This is a genomic window from Lysinibacillus sp. RS11 (assembly GCF_042019215.1).
Taxonomy (GTDB): Bacteria; Bacillota; Bacilli; order Bacillales_A; family Planococcaceae; genus Lysinibacillus; species Lysinibacillus xylanilyticus_A.
In genome coordinates this window covers 2498423-2515618 of record NZ_CP168124.1, presented here as the reverse complement: position 1 = coordinate 2515618, position 17196 = coordinate 2498423, and the positions used below count along the sequence as shown (strand labels likewise).

13 protein-coding genes, 1 riboswitch and 1 other annotated feature are annotated in these 17196 nt (G+C 36.8%); of the genes, 5 read left to right on the top strand and 8 right to left on the bottom strand.

The features are described 5' to 3' along the window. Positions 1 to 291 precede the first annotated feature (291 nt). A complete protein-coding gene (locus AB9L17_RS12780) occupies positions 292 to 1074 on the top strand; it encodes a TrmB family transcriptional regulator (protein WP_223554161.1) in 783 nt (260 codons plus the stop codon). 632 nt (positions 1075 to 1706) lie between these two features. Here AB9L17_RS12780 and AB9L17_RS12775 read toward each other — a convergent pair. After that, positions 1707 to 3068: an amino acid permease gene (locus AB9L17_RS12775; protein ID WP_223554159.1), complete on the bottom strand. Its 1362-nt coding sequence runs from the start codon at positions 3066 to 3068 to the stop codon at positions 1707 to 1709. 80 nt (positions 3069 to 3148) lie between these two features. Then, positions 3149 to 3400 (bottom strand) — a binding site (T-box leader). A gap of 267 nt (positions 3401 to 3667) precedes the next feature. Here AB9L17_RS12775 and AB9L17_RS12770 point away from each other — a divergent pair. Beyond that, positions 3668 to 3952, top strand: a complete 285-nt coding sequence (locus AB9L17_RS12770; protein ID WP_375199190.1) for a hypothetical protein — start codon at positions 3668 to 3670, stop codon at positions 3950 to 3952. Between the two features lie 152 nt (positions 3953 to 4104). Here the strand turns inward: AB9L17_RS12770 and AB9L17_RS12765 are convergent, their stop codons facing one another. Beyond that, the gene (locus AB9L17_RS12765; RefSeq protein WP_068984322.1) at positions 4105 to 4476 is read right to left on the bottom strand and encodes a nucleotide excision repair endonuclease; all 372 of its coding nucleotides are present in this window, start codon (positions 4474 to 4476) and stop codon (positions 4105 to 4107) included. A gap of 203 nt (positions 4477 to 4679) precedes the next feature. Continuing rightward, positions 4680 to 4790, top strand: a riboswitch (SAM riboswitch). Positions 4791 to 4908: 118 nt separating this feature from the next. Here AB9L17_RS12765 and metA point away from each other — a divergent pair. Next, positions 4909 to 5844, top strand: a complete 936-nt coding sequence (gene metA / locus AB9L17_RS12760; protein WP_068984321.1) for a homoserine O-acetyltransferase MetA — start codon at positions 4909 to 4911, stop codon at positions 5842 to 5844. A gap of 92 nt (positions 5845 to 5936) precedes the next feature. On the opposite strand, the gene AB9L17_RS12755 is transcribed toward metA, so the two are convergent. The 6 genes from AB9L17_RS12755 to plsY all read right to left on the bottom strand — a co-directional run bounded on the left by AB9L17_RS12755 (position 5937) and on the right by plsY (position 12173). Next, the gene (locus AB9L17_RS12755; protein ID WP_375199189.1) at positions 5937 to 8033 is read right to left on the bottom strand and encodes an endospore germination permease; all 2097 of its coding nucleotides are present in this window, start codon (positions 8031 to 8033) and stop codon (positions 5937 to 5939) included. Positions 8034 to 8064: 31 nt separating this feature from the next. Next, a complete protein-coding gene (locus AB9L17_RS12750) occupies positions 8065 to 8298 on the bottom strand; it encodes a hypothetical protein (protein WP_375199188.1) in 234 nt (77 codons plus the stop codon). A gap of 3 nt (positions 8299 to 8301) precedes the next feature. After that, positions 8302 to 9501, bottom strand: a complete 1200-nt coding sequence (locus AB9L17_RS12745) for a Ger(x)C family spore germination protein (RefSeq protein WP_375199187.1) — start codon at positions 9499 to 9501, stop codon at positions 8302 to 8304. A 27-nt stretch (positions 9502 to 9528) separates the two neighbouring features. Beyond that, on the bottom strand, positions 9529 to 11115 hold the full coding sequence (locus AB9L17_RS12740; RefSeq protein WP_068984316.1) for a spore germination protein: 1587 nt from the start codon (positions 11113 to 11115) through the stop codon (positions 9529 to 9531). Between the two features lie 145 nt (positions 11116 to 11260). Further along, entirely contained in the window at positions 11261 to 11551 is a 291-nt protein-coding gene (locus AB9L17_RS12735; RefSeq protein ID WP_068984315.1) for a HesB/YadR/YfhF family protein, read from the bottom strand. 19 nt (positions 11552 to 11570) lie between these two features. Further along, a complete protein-coding gene (gene plsY, locus AB9L17_RS12730) occupies positions 11571 to 12173 on the bottom strand; it encodes a glycerol-3-phosphate 1-O-acyltransferase PlsY (protein ID WP_068984314.1) in 603 nt (200 codons plus the stop codon). Between the two features lie 608 nt (positions 12174 to 12781). Here plsY and parE point away from each other — a divergent pair. After that, positions 12782 to 14758: a DNA topoisomerase IV subunit B gene (gene parE / locus AB9L17_RS12725; RefSeq protein ID WP_068984313.1), complete on the top strand. Its 1977-nt coding sequence runs from the start codon at positions 12782 to 12784 to the stop codon at positions 14756 to 14758. Further along, the gene (gene parC, locus AB9L17_RS12720) at positions 14755 to 17187 is read left to right on the top strand and encodes a DNA topoisomerase IV subunit A (protein ID WP_375199186.1); all 2433 of its coding nucleotides are present in this window, start codon (positions 14755 to 14757) and stop codon (positions 17185 to 17187) included. The genes parE and parC overlap by 4 nt, the downstream gene beginning before the upstream one ends. Positions 17188 to 17196: the final 9 nt, after the last annotated feature.

The following is a 17196-nucleotide window of genomic DNA, read 5'->3' as shown; positions in this document are numbered from 1 at the left end:
TTACAGGAACTATTTGTACACCCGAAAATAAGCGTTTTTTTCAAAATCTGGACGCAATTACGCCAAAGCGAAATTGATATAGGTTGATTGGTGTGGAGACTGGGTGACTTCTTAGGGATCATCGATAGAGGAACGAAGGTTAAGAGCATCACATCCCGTGATAATGCTTTCTTGACCTACATTGTGTAGGCCCAAGTGGCTCATCGGACGCCCCTATGAAAGCGCCCAGTGGGAATGGAAATCAACCACACTTATGGTGAGGAGCCCGAAATATAGTTATGGAGGAATTGGATGGATGCATTAATCGCCCAATTAAAAGAACTGGGATTTACAGAATATGAAGCAAAGGCCTATACAGCACTCGTACAAAATAGTCATGTAAGTGCCTATCAAGTGAGCAAAAACTCAGGTATTCCACGGGCTAGAATATATGACATACTTGGTGTACTTGTTGAAAAAGGGCTAGTACTGAAAGAAGAAACTACAGATCAAACGACTTACTCTTCCATTCCTGTCGCTGTGTTTTTACAGCAAATTCAGCAACGTTGGCAATCGAGTTTTACGTCGATTAGTACTCAATTAGAAAAATTAGAAACGAAAGAGCAAGAAGTGGAACATAAGGTTGTCATGCTAAAAGGGAAACAGGCAATCGTCAATTACTGTCAATCATTAATCAAAAAAGCGAAAAAAAAGGTTATTTTATCGATGTGGGAAGATATGTACGATGCGTTACGGGAAGACATTCATCAGGTGGCAAAACATATTCCTGTTCATGGGATTACCTTATATGTGGAGGATAATGAAGCTTCCATTGACCAGCACCGTATTACGCAATATACGAGGAAAGCTTCCACGCCCCATTGGTTTATCTTATCTGTAGATGGTCAGGAAATGATTTACGGCCATTCACCGTCCAATCAAGAAACGGCATTTATTACAAATGATCCAGTTCATATTTATTTATTAGAGGATTATATATGGCATGACGTCCTTGTCAATCGTTTGTTAAAGCGTGATGATAAGGGGCTTGAGGAATGGATTACAAAAGAACGTAAAGCCTTTTTCGTAGAGTAAATAAAATGGTATTAAAAAAGAATCTGTAAGACATCTGAGATATTTATTTAGATGGTGCGCAGATTCTTTTATTTTTATGTGAAAAATGGCTAATCGCCAAAAGTTGTGGATGACATTTGTTGCTTTGAAATAAAGTTTGATCAAAATGGATTCCTTATCAGCAAATATTAGTTTCGTTTTTTTAAAAGTTTGATCATTTCGTCATGGTGTTGCTCAACAATCGCGCCCGATTGCTTAACAAGCACTTTACATTCTCCTCGTGGAAATTCATTTCCACATTAGAAGTCTTCAAAAAAATACTACAAAAAGGGTAGCGCCAGAAAAATACAGACTTACAATGTTTAGAAATAACGTGTAAGCCCTAAACGTGTAAATATTGATGTATCCAGTGTTTGCTATTCTTTCATAAAAAGCTGTATAAATAATGTTCATAGGAAAAGCCACGAAACGTTGATATCACAACATTCGTGGCATTTTGGTGTATGTCCAAACTTTCATTTGGGAACGTATTAACGTTTACTAGTGTATAAAAAATATTAATCTTGAGATAGATGTAACCAATCGAGTTAACCAAAAGGACTTTTTAATATAGGTCTTCGTTAAAGAAGTATCAGTTAAATGAAATGATTAAACTACTTTTTAACATCCATTACTTTGTATCCTACAAATAAGATTAAAAACCAAACAGGTGCGACGGTTAGAGCAACACGCATATCTGGAATAAACGCCATTAACACAATAACCATTAATAAGAATGCAATGGCAATATACGTAGAAAGTGGATAAAGCGGAATTTTGAATTTCAGTTCGGCTACTTCCTCTTTCGTTTTTGACTTTCTAAATTTTAATTGTGCTAATAAAATAATCATCCAGCTTGTAATGACTGCAACAGTCGCAACAGCAGAAATATAGATGAACACTTTTTCAGGGACTACATAGTTTAAGACAACCGCAATTAATAACACCGCTGAAGAAAATAAAATCCCTCTGCGCGGACTACCATTTTTGCTTACTGTTTTAAAATATTTTGGAGCATTTTTTTGTACCGATAAGTTGTGTAGCATACGTCCTGAACCGTATAAACCACTATTAAACGCAGACATTGCTGCTGTAATTACAACAAAGTTAATAATGTGAGCCGCAGCAGGGATGCCGACGTAATCGAAAATTTGAACGAACGGGCTACCTTCTGAACCAACTTCGTTCCAAGGATAAATAACCATCATAACGCCTAATGCACCAATGTAGAAAATTAAAATACGCCAAACGATGTTGTTAATAGCTGAAGGAATTGACTTGCTAGGGTTTTTTGCTTCTCCTGCAGAAATACCAACTAATTCAACCCCACCGAATGAGAACATAACTAATACTAGTGACATTAAAATACCATGGAAACCGTTTGGCATGAAGCCACCGTGTGCCCATAAATTATCGAAGCCAATTGCTTCACCGTGGTTGCCCACACCGAAGAAAATAATGGCTAATCCTAGAACGATCATACCGATAATCGCAACAACTTTAATCATCGCAAACCAGAATTCGAATTCTCCGTAAGCTTTTACATTTGCTAAGTTTACAAGCGTCATAATAATAAGTACTACAAGGGCAGATACCCATTGTGGAATATCAGGGAACCAGTAGTTAATGTATACACCGACTACTGTTAATTCTGCCATGCCAACGACAATCCACATGAACCAATACGTCCAACCAGATAAGAACCCAGCAAAGCGTCCTAAATATTTATTCGCGTACGTACTGAACGAGCCTGATACAGGTTCCTCTACTGCCATTTCGCCTAATGCACGCATAATTGTGAAAATAACTAATCCGCCAATTAAATAAGCAAGTAAAATAGATGGCCCAGCCATTTGAATCGTTGAACTAGAACCATAAAATAAACCGACCCCAATGGATCCGCCAAGTGCAATTAATTGCATGTGACGAGTACTTAATCCGCGCTTTAGCTGTGAATCTTGATGATTGTCTTTCATAATGTCTTACTCCTCATACGTTTAGATTTTCAAATACTTTGCTCAAAAAAGGAATAAAAAAAACGCCCTTTTGGATTTACCAAAAGGACGATTCAACTCGTGTTACCACCTTTAATTTATAAGCAATTCACATTACTTACCTTAAGAAGTACGGTCATTTGACGATACTCTCGCACATGATTACGGGTGCTTGCCGGCGTAGCCTACTTAGAATGATCCTTTCGGTACACAGCTCCAAGATGAATTCTCAATCGTTTTACATGCACCTCTCATCAACTGGTAACTTTCTGTTCGTAAAAATAATTGATACTATTTCTTTTCATAGCCTTTGTTCTATACAAATATTTTTGAATTGTTTTTCATTTTACAGAAAAAAATTATTTTGTCAATATATTTTTTTGGATTTCTTCATAACCCGCTTAAATTTTACTATATAGATACAACTCAAATGATCAATCTTTTTTATAAAACTACCTCATTTGTAAAGACGTATGTTTTGTATATAAGTCGGAACAGCAATCAACCATACGTTATGGTATGAGCCTGAAATATAATAAATAAGTATAATTATGGATGTTATAAGAAGGCGGGGATACATAGTGAAAAAAATCATCATTTTATTCATGTTGACCTTAACTATTTTAGGAGCATGTAATACTTCCGCATTTAGTATTAGTGAAATTGCTGTTGTTCCAGAAGTGCGAAAGAAAATAATTTCCGATGATAAGCTCCAATTAATCAGTGATGGAAAAGATACTTTTTACATTGATTTTTATTCGAAAGGAATGGCACATGCTGATTTGGAGGTAGAGGGAGACACATTAAAAATAAAATTCGAAGAAATGAATCCATCCGATGATGTTGCTGAACAACAATGTTTATAAAATTACAAAAGACCCTAAAACAGGAAATTAACGTGGTGTACATAAACGGTAAGTCCACACATTTTAATCATGTAATAACAGGTTTATAGGAAGAATACACCTAAAGAAAAACCGAAACCCCTTAAAGGAGATTTCGGTTTTTTTGCTAAAGATTAATAAAATACTTTATCGACATTGTATTTAGCACGGAATGAATTAATCGCGTATGTCTCGTAAATTTCACGTTCCATTGGATCTTCCACTTCGTACACTTCAATTTTGAAAATTTCATTACGATGATTTTTCATCGGTGACACATTGTCCTCAAAATGCTTTTTAATACGTTGACGAATTTTACGTGCTTTACCTACAAATAATAGCTCGTTTTCTTCGTTGTAGAATAAGAAAATGCCACCTTTTTCACGTGTGATTTTATGGAAATCAATAAAACCATGGTACGGTGTGATTGGTACATCACCTGGCTTTAAATCTTGTTCGCGTTGGCGAATCACTAAATCTGGTTTTGGAAATTCAATTTTAATCAAACTTTTCACGTTCCTCTCTATTACTAAAGATATATGGTAACATAATTACGGCTTGTTTACCATAATATTTCATAGCGTCAACATGATTTACATCAAGATTAGTGTTCATCAATTTAGAGAAGAACATGCATGCTAATAACAAAATATTCTATGTATTATTGATATTCTTAATTGTTCATGTTACAATTCTTTTTAATTAAATAATCTTATCAAGAGAAGCTGAGGGATTTGGCCCGATGACGCTTCAGCAACCTCTAACAAATGTTAGAAAGGTGCTAATTCCAGCAAAGGATTTGTCCTTTGAGAGATAAGAGTGAACGTGGTTAAAATCCCTCTCATTCTATCTCAAATGGAATGAGGGGGATTTTTTTAATTTAGATCGACTAATAAAATTTTTTATATGTAGAGAAATTCAAGAGAGGGGAATGCAAGATGCCAATTAATATTCCAAAAAATTTACCAGCTGGAGAACATTTACGTGAGGAAAAAATCTTCGTCATGGAAGAGGATAGAGCGAAAACTCAACAAATCCGTCCGTTAAATATATTAATTTTAAATTTGATGCCAGAAAAAGAAAAAACGGAGCTACAATTACTGCGATTACTCGGTAATACACCGCTACAAGTTAATATTACATTTTTAAACACAGCCACACATGAATCGAAAAATGTGAGCAAATCACATTTACAGCTATTTTACACGACCTTTCATCAAATTCGCCATCGTCGCTATGATGGCATGATTATTACGGGTGCGCCAGTTGAAAAAATGGCTTTTGAGGACGTGAACTATTGGCAGGAAATTGCAGAAATTATGGATTGGTCCAAGGAAAACGTGACATCGGTCCTTCATATATGTTGGGGTGCACAAGCAGCGTTATACCATCATTACGGTATCGGCAAAATTGAGCTTCCCGCTAAATGTTCAGGAGTTTATTCCCATGTCATTACGGATTTAACAGTGGACTTAGTACGTGGCTTCAGTGATTTATTTACGGCTCCACATTCACGATATACTTCTGTTTCTATTGACGAAGTACGCAACCATCCTGATTTACGATTACTATCTTACTCAGAAGATGCTGGTGTCTTTATTGTGCAATCAAAGGATAATAAAAACATTATGATTACAGGACATCTTGAATATGATGCGACTACATTAGCAGATGAATATAGTCGTGATGTCGCAAAAGGATTGGATATTGAGGTTCCAGTGAATTACTTCCCAAGTGATGATCCATTAAATGAACCGATTAATACGTGGCGTGCTCATACTCATTTATTATTTTCAAACTGGTTGAACTATTACGTTTACCAAGAAACACCATATGAATGGGATTTCGTTGATGAACTTGAATATCATATTTAGTTCATGGGTTCTGTAAACTCTCGATGGCAAATGTAAAGTAAAAAGATGACCTTGATCATTTCATGGTCATCTTTTTTTATTCTAATATGTTGTTAATTTTCTGACGGATTTTCATTGATTGAATCATTTAGACTGTTTGTATTACTTTTGTTCTTTGCAGTATTTTGGCTGTTACTATTACTAGCATTAGTAGAAGCATTTTGGCTGTTGCTATTGCTAGCGTTATTAGAAACATTACCGCAATTGCAATTACTTCCATTCTGTACAGCATTTTGGCTGTTGCTATTACTTGCGTTATTAGAAGCATTTTGGCTGTTGCTATTGCTTGTGTTATTAGAAGCATTACCGCAATTGCAATTACTTCCATTCTGTACAGCATTTTGGTTGTTGCTATTGCTTGCGTTATTAGAAGCATTTTGGCTGTTGCTATTGCTTGCGTTAGTAGAAGTATTTTGGCTGTTGTTATTACTTGCATTAGTAGTCGCATTTTGACTGTTACTATTACTAGCATTATTAGAAGCATTTTGGCTGTTGTAATTACTAGCATTAGTAGTAGAATTTTGGCTGTTCTTATTACTAGCATTAGTAGTGGCATTTTGATTGTTATGATTACTCGCATTAGCAGTAGAATTTAGACTATTGTTATCACTTGCATTATTAGAAGCATTACCGCAATTGCAATTACTTCCATTCTGTACAGCATTTTGGCTGTTGCTATTGCTTGCGTTATTAGAAGCATTTTGGCTGTTGCTATTGTTTGCATTAGTAGAAGCATTTTGGCTGTTGTTATTGTTTGCATTAGTAGAAGCATTTTGGCTGTTGTTATTGTTTGCATTAGTAGAAGCATTTTGGCTGTTGCTATTGCTTGCGTTATTAGAAGCATTTTGGCTGTTGCTATTGCTTGCATTAGTAGAAGTATTTTGGCTGTTGCTATTGCTAGCATTATTAGAAGCATTACCGCAATTGCAATTACTTCCATTCTGTACAGCATTTTGGCAGTTGTTATTACTAGCGTTATTAGAAGTATTACCGTTATTACTACCACTTGCATTCTGTGGACAACAATTACAGTTTGTAACATTTTCATTCCCTTGACTACCATTAATATTGCGAATTTTCGCGGCGATTAGTAGAATAATCGGTAACAAAATTGCAATAGTACCAGAAAACAAAGGAAAAATTTCTTTATTATAAATATTTGAATGAACGATATTAGGATGAATAATTTGCGAAAGGCCAATAATAGTCATTCCGATTGGCACAATGAGCGGACGATGATCTTTGATTTCACATATTTGCGCTATGCCGATAACGGAGGCATAAAAATACATAAACGTTTTAATAAAAATAGATAAGATCCACATGGCTGCCATAATCACTTCAACACGCTGTAAAAAATTCCCAATTGAAACTCTTTGCGCTAATGCATAGCTAGGAAATGTCCGATTAGAGGTAAGTTCTGGACCTAGGACAAGGATACATAGTGTGACGATGATAATTAAAACAATGCCTCCAATAGCTGTGCCAATATAAAATCCTTTTTGTGCTGATTTATGAACATTGACAGCGGAAGGGAACAGTATTAATAGCACGACAAGGGGGAATGAACAAATACTCATAAATCGAATAACACTTATAAATAATGATTTTTTTGAAGTTTCCAAAATGGGCTGTACATTTTCAAAATTGATTAATGGTGATATACAAACTACAAAAATTATAAAAACCAAGATAAACACCGGAAAAAGTATTTCTGCTAAACGCGCAAAGACTTCGATTCCTTGGTATGCAGCATAAATGATGATAATGCCAAATAGCAATGAAAAAGCCATAGAAGGCGTCTCTGGCATCACTTCTGTAGACATAAAAGTCCCAATAAAATATAATAATTCGCCTGCAGCAAAAAAGCTAAGAAGGATAAAGCCAATTGCGGTCAGTTTTCCAAAAAAACGACCTAGTATTTTTTCATTCGCCTCTGTAAATGTAAGTGTGGGAGTCTGATTTCCTAAAGTAACAAGTAGCTTCACTAAGAGAAAACTTAAACCGACACCGATGATTGTTGCGATCCATGCATCTTGCTTTGCTGCACTTGTTACACTTGAAGGGATAATTAATATGGCTGTACCAACTGTAAAAAGAAGGGTAATGATTGTAAATTGTCTTGAACTAATGATTTCTTTTTCCATCATGAACTACCCCTTCTTTTTAAAGTTACTTCATTTATTTTGATAGTGAAACGATGAACTCTCTAATTGGAGTAAAGATAAAGGTAATCAAGTCTGTTGGGCTTGGAATTTTGAGATTTAAAGCAACGCCAATATTTAATGCAGTACCGATGAATAAAAAAATCGAAAAAATAACAAGCGTTTTCGTTTCGTTATTTTTTTGAAGTTTAGGAATAAAAGCAAAGGCAATAACAATTGAAATAATGAGTATGAGAATTGTTATTAACATAGCTTATTCCTTCTTTTTTTTGTTCAATATTGAATTTTGCATTGTTCCTAGTCCTTTTGTTTTGACATGTACTTCAACGTTAACCGCTAGATCTTGGAACATGGTTGGCCAATCATTTTTGATTTTTTTCCATTTTTTTGGGTCTGTACGATGTAATTCCTCACCAAATCCCAAAATATCGGATCGATAAGTTTGCTGAATTGTACTGATGGATTTTTCGATTTGTTTTTTGATAAGTTCTTCAGTTTTTTTATTTACGTAATCAATGGATTTTTGGGAAGTAAGGTTAATAGTACATTCAACTTCTCCGACATTTTGCTCAACATCTATATGAACATTAATTTTTGGCGTACCTTTTTCAAACTTTCCCTTTATTTTTGTCTTGGATTTTGTAATTTCTGTTGCTAATGTACCTCCCTTAGGACAAGCAATAATTTCAATCGTACTTTTTATTTTGTCACTTAAAAAACTTACGCTTTTACTTTCTTCTTCTGTTAAAAGCCCAATGTATTTATCTTTTTTGAATACTGCTAATCCGGCATACTTTAATACCACTGGCGTTTTTACTTTATCAACATTGGTTGCACCCATTCCTAATGTCGCATCTCCTTTTATTTCAATGGCAGAAAGGATTGGACTTGTTTCAGAACTACTTAAAGTACTTACTAATTCATCAATATTAATGGCAATCGTTGAACCCCAAGCTTTTTCAGATGTATTAAGTGAATTGATCAATTTATTTGCAGGCACTTTTTCAATAGGTGTTAATATATTTAAGACTTCTTTTGCAGTTGTCTCGTGAGCGATAATAACATTGAAATCATTTCTGAATTCATGATCTCTAGAGATTAAATCTAATGCCTCACTAATGCCTTCTTTCGCTAATTCTTCTCCAAGAATAACTACTTGTGTATGGGCGAAATAAATCTTCCTAGTCGATAATGTTGTCATTTTTCGAATAGCTTCGAAGATCGTTTTGCCCTTTGCGTAATTGGTAATAACAGGTGATCGACCGCTAGTAGGGGCTTTTGATGAAATTTCACCAGGAACCACAATTTGAACAGTGACTTCAAATTCATCGTCTACTTTATCTATTCCTAGTGCAGAGACAATTGCTAATTCATTGAGTTCACGTTTACTCCAGCAACCACTTAAAAATAAGGTAACCATCAAAAGTAAGCATATCGTTTTATATTTTGACATGGTCCATTCCTCGCTTGTATATCATTGTTAATTCCTTTTTTTAACACTAAAAAATTTATGCCCTCTAACATTGTTTTTTTGACTGATTAAACTAGGTCGAGTTAATAGGGCTCTACGAGGAAACAATACTAAAGCATCTTTTTGATCCTTTAAGATTAATGGCCCAAATGGACTTAAATAAGGAACACCAAAAGTTCGAATGCTACATAAGTGAATAATGATCATCATCATCCCAAACATCACGCCGAATAAACCTAACATCGCTGCTAATATCATTAATGGGAAACGTAAAAGACGAATGGTATTCGATAAGCCATAAGCAGGGAACAAGAAACTACAAATCGCTGTTAATGCTACAATAATGACCATTACAGCTGAGACAATCCCTGCTTCTACAGCGGCTTGACCGATGACTAAAGTTCCTACAATAGATACCGCTGGACCAATAGTTCTTGGCATTCGAAGACCCGCTTCTCGTAGTATTTCAAAGGCAAGCTCCATCATGAGTGCTTCGACAACTGCAGGGAAGGGGACTCCTTCTCGTTGAGATGCGATACTGATGAGCATCGGTGTTGGTAGCATTTCTTGATGGAAAGTTGTGATGGCCACATAGAGTGAAGGTGCCACTAATGCAAGACTAATACCAAAAAATCTTAATATGCGTACTAAAGAACTAATGATCCAATGCTGATAGTAATCTTCAGCAGAGTGTAAAAAGGACGTAAAAAGAGCAGGTACAATTAACACAAAGGGTGTACCGTCCACTAAAATAGCAATTTTACCATCTAATAGTTCTCCCGCAATGACATCAGGTCGTTCAGAATTATAGACAGTTGGGAATATAGTGAATTTAGAATCTTGAATAAAATCTTCGATATAGCCACCTTCCAAAATTCCGTCAATATTAATACGATCTAATCGCGCAAGAACCTCTGCTACTATTTTGTCATTGGCAATGCCGTTTAAATACATAACCGCAACATCCGTTTTAGTAACCTCACCGATAACACGAGACTTTATCCAAAGATTTGGACTTTTAATTTTTCGACGGATGAGGGCGGTGTTGGTACGTAATGTTTCTGTAAAGGACTCGCGCGGACCTCTAATAACCGATTCAGTTGATGGATCAGTAATAGCTCTATCTTTTGCGCTTTTTGTACTTGTCACGATGCCTGCCGAAACACCATCTAATAAGATGACTGTATCTCCATTCAAAATAGAATTGTAAAGTGTTGAGAAATTCGAAATTTCATTGACATCGCCGACTGTTAAACAAGTTTCTTTTACATATTGTTTTATAGTCTCTACGTCTGGGTTTTGAGCTTCTTCAACTTCTTGTATCAGTTTATCAATCACAGAATCAGAAATGGTTGTTTTATCGGATAAACCATCAATACTGATCATCACCATCGCATGTTTTTCAGCTTTACCAATTGTAATTTCACTTGTTACTGTATTTTTTTCAGCTTTACCAATCGAAATTTCTCGTATGATAATATCATTACTATTCCCAAGTGTATGTTTAATCACCTTCATATTTTGAGATAATGAGCTATACAGTAGGTCATTGTTTGAATTTGATTGGGAGGTATTCGTAACTTTAGAAATGGACATTTTTCTTGCCTCCTCAAGTTTGCGTTCACTACCTATAGAATGTACAACTTTCAGAAGAGATAAACTAAGTATGGGATGGAATAAACATAAATCATAGGAAAAAGAAAAGCAGTATTTCCCTCGTATAAACGAAGGAAACACTGCTTTATTTGCGATAATCATACTTTAATTCATCTATTGTAGCATCTACATCTACATGTAAATTGTGATCATTGAAAAACCATAAATCTTTTTCATCGATGTAGTAGGTGACATCGTCAAAAACTGTCTTAACACCAATTTCGATTGGTTCTTCACGAGTCATTCCAAGTGAAAAGCCTTCGTGAAAGGGACTGGAACCACCATATCTTGCATAAAAACGAATCGTATCTCCGGATTCTACTTCCATCTCTCGTTTAAACCATTGTAGGGCTTCATCTGTTAGTGCAATATTCAATAGAATGCTCCTTTCTTCGTTACAGCCATTTCACCTTTGGCTCTGTCCCATTTTTAATGCGGACAATATTTGCTCGGTGACGATAAATGATAAAGCTAAATAAACATGCTACTAAAAAACCTAAAGCAATATCACCTGTAACAAAATAATAAACGATTGAATAAATTAGTGCTACTAAAGCGGCAATCATAGAAGTTAAGCTGACAATTTTCGTTAGTTTTAATGTAACGAAAAAAGTAATAAATAGTAAAACAAATAGAGGCCATGAATAGCCTAAGAGAACTCCTGCTGATGTTGCCACAGCTTTCCCTCCGCGGAAACTCGCAAAGACAGGGAACATATGACCAACAACCGCTATAAGTCCAAGAATTAATGCGTGAATGGATACTTCAGAAAAAACAGGAAGAGATACGAGTAATACTGCAGCTGTTCCTTTTAAAACATCCATAATTGTGACAACTATTCCTGCTTTTTTTCCTAAAATACGGAATGTATTCGTCGCCCCTAAATTCCCACTACCATGTTCACGAATATCTGTTTTATAAAAAATTTTGCCTATCCATAATCCCGAAGGTATAGAGCCGATTAGATAAGCACATAAAATAATAAGTCCATTAAGCATAGCTGGACTCCTTTCATTTATAACTTGGTACTAATAATATGTAACAAGTATTTTACACTTTTTCTCTCTAATCTACAATGCAATGAAGGAGATTTCCTAGTGTATCTTGAATTCAATACAAAAGATAAATGTATTTTAAAGATTTCTATCTGTTTATTCGAACATAAGTTAGGTTTTTTGACATGAGTATTTCCAGTAGGCCGAGCGTCTAAAATATAGGTAAAATGGCAATTTTGTCATTCACCCGTTCCTTTGGTAGAATAGAAGTCTATCTTTAATTTCGCGGAATGGAAGAAGTACATTGTTATTAACATACCTGAATATTTTACAGTGGGTATTGAAAAGCTTCTGTATGAAGATATTAAAACCATTATGCGGTTGACAGTTAGCAATTAGTCATCAGTATTTATGCAACTAAAACTTATTGCCTGCGTCAAGGAAATTGGACAGCTGAAGCAATAATGGCAAATGATTCTATAAAAAAGTAAAAGTTGTGAAGGATTTTTAAAAATTTTTTGGACCTGCCACTAGCTATTGACAAGAAATGCTATTATTATTAGGAAGAGAACATAAATAGAACATGCGTTTGTTTTTTGGAGGGGAAATATTTGGCGAATAAACAGTCACCAAGCGTCTATAATGATGACGCCATTCAAGTATTAGAAGGATTAGAAGCGGTACGAAAGCGACCTGGCATGTATATCGGTTCTACAGATGGCCGTGGACTTCATCACCTTGTATATGAAATCGTAGATAATGCGGTGGATGAAGCACTGGCTGGCTTTGGTTCTCATATCATCGTCACTATTCATAAAGACCAAAGTATTAGCGTTCGAGACTTCGGCCGTGGAATGCCCACTGGGATGCATAAGATGGGTAAACCAACTCCTGAAATTATCTTTACCGTCCTACACGCTGGTGGTAAATTCGGACAAGGCGGCTATAAAACGAGCGGTGGCTTACATGGTGTAGGTTCTTCAGTTGTTAATGCTTTATCTTCCTTTTTAGTAGTGACGATTCACCGCGACGGTAAAAAGTATCGACAACGTTTTGAAAACGGTGGACATCCTGTGACGACACTTGAAGAAATCGGACAAACAAAACAGACAGGAACACAGGTCCATTTTCTACCGGATGACACGATTTTCTCGGTGACAAAATATAATTATGATACGCTTGCAGAACGTTTACGCGAGTCAGCATTTTTATTAAAAGGCTTAAAAATTGAGTTAATCGATGAACGCGAGGAAGGCAAAGGTGATGTTTTCTTTTATGAGAACGGCATTGAAGCTTTCGTTGCGTATTTGAATGAGGAGAAAGATGTACTTCATCCTGTAAAGTATGTGGAAGGGATTCAAGATGAAATTGAAGTAGAGTTCGCCTTCCAGTACAACGACGGCTATTCAGAAACAATTCTTTCATTCGTTAACAATGTTCGTACGCGAGATGGCGGGACACATGAAACGGGTGCCAAAGCAGCGTTGACGCGTGTTTTTAATGAATATGCACGAAAAATTGGTCTGTTAAAAGATAAGGATAAGAATCTTGAAGGGACAGACATTCGAGAGGGCTTAGCAGCGATTGTTTCTGTTCGCATTCCCGAGCACTTACTACAATTCGAGGGCCAAACAAAGGGTAAGCTTGGGACGAGTGAGGCCCGTTCGGCGGTAGATAGTGTTGTCTCAGAGCAAATTTTATATGTACTTGAAGAAAACGCTGAATTGTCTGCATCGCTTGTACGAAAAGCTATTCGTGCGCAACAAGTACGTGAAGCGGCTCGTAAAGCGCGTGAAGATGCACGAAATGGCAAGAAAAGCAAAAAAGGCAGTACGATTCTTTCTGGAAAACTAACACCTGCACAATCTCGAAATGCTGCAAAAAACGAGCTGTATTTAGTCGAAGGTGATTCTGCAGGAGGTTCTGCTAAACAAGGGCGAGATCGTACGTTCCAAGCGATTTTACCATTGCGTGGTAAAGTTATTAATACGGAAAAGGCGAAGCTTCAGGACATTATGAAAAATGAAGAAATTTCAACGATCATTCATGCCATTGGTGCAGGCGTTGGAACAGATTTCTCTGTTGAGGACTCATCCTATGATAAAGTCGTGATTATGACCGATGCGGATACTGATGGAGCGCATATTCAAGTGCTGCTACTAACGTTCTTCTATCGTTATATGCGACCATTAATTGAAGCAGGAAAGGTATTTATCGCATTACCGCCGCTTTATAAAGTGTCAAAAGGTACTGGTAAAAAAGAAGTGATTGAATATGCTTGGACCGAAAGTGATTTACAAACAGCCATTAAAAAAGTTGGAAAGGGTTACATATTACAGCGTTATAAAGGTCTTGGAGAGATGAATGCTGACCAGCTATGGGATACGACGATGAACCCTGAAACGCGGACATTAATTCGCGTAACAATTGAAGATGGTGCACGTGCTGAAAGACGTGTCACAACATTAATGGGCGACAAAGTTGAACCACGCCGAAAATGGATCGAAGCCAATGTCAACTTCGGTATGGAGGATGATTCTAATATTTTAGACAATGAATTCATCCAACAAGAGGAGGGCCAAGCATGAGTAGTACGGAAAAGTTTCAAGATTTACCTTTAGAAGAAGTAATGGGTGACCGCTTTGGTCGCTATAGTAAATATATTATTCAAGACCGCGCGTTGCCTGATGCACGTGACGGTCTTAAGCCTGTACAACGTCGTATTTTATATGCGATGTTTACAGAGGGGAATACGAATGATAAACCATTCCGTAAATCAGCCAAAACAGTCGGTAATGTTATTGGTAACTACCATCCACACGGTGATAGCTCCGTATACGAAGCGATGGTACGTATGAGTCAGGATTGGAAGGCACGTCATATGCTCATTGAAATGCATGGTAATAATGGTTCTGTTGATGGTGACCCACCTGCAGCGATGCGTTATACAGAGGCAAGACTTTCTGCCATTGCAGCCGAGATGCTACGTGATATTGGCAAGAAAACCGTTGAATTTGTGCCGAACTTTGATGATCAAGATATGGAGCCAACTGTTTTACCAGCGCGTTTCCCTAATTTACTGGTTAACGGCTCGACAGGTATTTCTGCCGGCTATGCGACAGATATCCCGCCTCACGCGTTAGATGAAGTGCTAGACGGCGTTCTAATGCGCTTGGATAACCCGAATGCTACGGTTGATGAATTAATGACCGTCATCAAAGGGCCTGATTTCCCAACAGGTGGTATCATCCAAGGTGTCGATGGCATTAAGAAAGCGTATGAGACAGGCCGCGGCAAAATTATTGTGCGTGCTCAAGCAGCTGTTGAACCAATCAAGGGTGGCAAAGAGCAAATCGTTATTACAGAATTGCCGTATGATGTTAATAAAGCAAACCTTGTGAAGAAAATTGATGAACAGCGTGTGGATAAGCGACTTGAAGGAATTGCGGAAATTCGTGATGAATCAGATCGTACAGGCTTACGCGTTGTGATTGAGCTGAAAAAAGATGTACCTGGACAAGGTATTTTAAATTACTTATTCAAAACAACTGACTTACAAGTAGCTTATAATTTTAATATGATTGCTATCCATAATCGTCGTCCGACAATGATGACATTGCCATTGTTACTGGACGCGTATATTGCCCATCAAAAGGAAGTCGTGACAAACCGCTCCATTTATGATTTGCAAAGAGCTAAAGATCGCTCACATATTGTTGATGGCTTAATTAAGGCGCTATCTATTTTAGATGAAGTCATTGCAACGATTCGTTCTTCCAACGATAAACGAGATGCGAAAACGAATTTACAGGTGAAGTTTGACTTTACAGAAGTGCAATCAGAGGCAATTGTAAGCTTACAACTATACCGTTTAACGAATACGGATATTACAGAGCTTCGCCATGAACAAGATGAGTTAAATAAACTCATCGCCAAGCTTGAAGGCATTCTGAATAGCGAAGCAAAACTTGTACGTGTCATTAAACAAGAATTGCTTGATATTAAAAAACGTTTTACAGAGCCACGTCGTTCGAAAATTGAACGAGAAATTGAAGAAATCAAAATTACATTAGATGTTCTTGTACCAAGTGAGGAAGTCGTTGTTACAGTCACAAAGGATGGCTATATTAAACGTACATCTACACGCTCACACGCAGCATCGAATGGCCAGGATTTTGCGATGAAAGATTCCGATTATTTATTATATGAGGAAAACTTAAATACGCAGCATCATTTACTGCTGTTCACAAATCGAGGGAATTACATTTATCAGCCTGTCCATGAGCTACCAGATATTCGTTGGAAGGATCTTGGTCAGCATATTTCAAGTATTGTGCCGACTGGCGAAGACGAATCTATTCTTGCTGTATACGGTTTTGAGACATTCGAACAAGCCAATACGTATATTTTAACAGCTACGAAAGATGGACAAATTAAACGCTCACCTCTAGCAGATTATGCTGTAACTCGTTATTCGAAGCCGATTAAAACGATGAATGTCAAAGCAGGAGATGAAATGATTTTTGCGGATTTCGTCACAGATGAAGCGGAATTATTATTAACGACAGATACAGCTTATGCGATTCGCTTCCCAATTGAGGAGTTACCAGTAACAGGCGTCAAAACAGGCGGTGTTAAAGGGATTACGCTAAAAGAGGGAGAAGCTTTAATCGGGGTCAATATCTTGCAGCCAAATAACACTGAATATGTTGTCATTGTGACGCAACGTGGTGCTGTGAAGAAAATGAATGTAGCTGAAGTAGAGATGACAAGTCGTGCGAAACGCGGCTTAAAAGTGTTAACAGAATTAAAAGCGAATCCTCACCGTATCGTCTCTGTTGTAAAGGCGACTGAAGAGGAACAAGTAATAATTGAAACAGAAAAAGGTGTGCAAGAGATTCTCGATGTTCAAGCATTGACTCGAGCAGATCGTCATTCAAACGGCTCCTTTAAAGTAGATATTGCTACAGACGGTGCCATTTCACATGTGTTAACAGTAAAAAAAGAAGAGAAATAATACCAATTG

What these genes read in the sequence shown, in the direction of transcription:
- AB9L17_RS12780 (WP_223554161.1), top strand. Translation starts at nt 292, where the DNA reads ATGGATGCATTAATCGCCCAATTAAAAGAACTGGGATTTACAGAATAT.
- AB9L17_RS12755 (WP_375199189.1), bottom strand. Translation starts at nt 8,033, where the DNA reads ATGATGGAAAAAGAAATCATTAGTTCAAGACAATTTACAATCATTACC.
- AB9L17_RS12740 (WP_068984316.1), bottom strand. Translation starts at nt 11,115, where the DNA reads ATGTCCATTTCTAAAGTTACGAATACCTCCCAATCAAATTCAAACAAT.
- plsY (WP_068984314.1), bottom strand. Translation starts at nt 12,173, where the DNA reads ATGCTTAATGGACTTATTATTTTATGTGCTTATCTAATCGGCTCTATA.
- AB9L17_RS12745 (WP_375199187.1), bottom strand. Translation starts at nt 9,501, where the DNA reads ATGTCAAAATATAAAACGATATGCTTACTTTTGATGGTTACCTTATTT.
- AB9L17_RS12775 (WP_223554159.1), bottom strand. Translation starts at nt 3,068, where the DNA reads ATGAAAGACAATCATCAAGATTCACAGCTAAAGCGCGGATTAAGTACT.
- metA (WP_068984321.1), top strand. Translation starts at nt 4,909, where the DNA reads ATGCCAATTAATATTCCAAAAAATTTACCAGCTGGAGAACATTTACGT.
- AB9L17_RS12750 (WP_375199188.1), bottom strand. Translation starts at nt 8,298, where the DNA reads ATGTTAATAACAATTCTCATACTCATTATTTCAATTGTTATTGCCTTT.
- parC (WP_375199186.1), top strand. Translation starts at nt 14,755, where the DNA reads ATGAGTAGTACGGAAAAGTTTCAAGATTTACCTTTAGAAGAAGTAATG.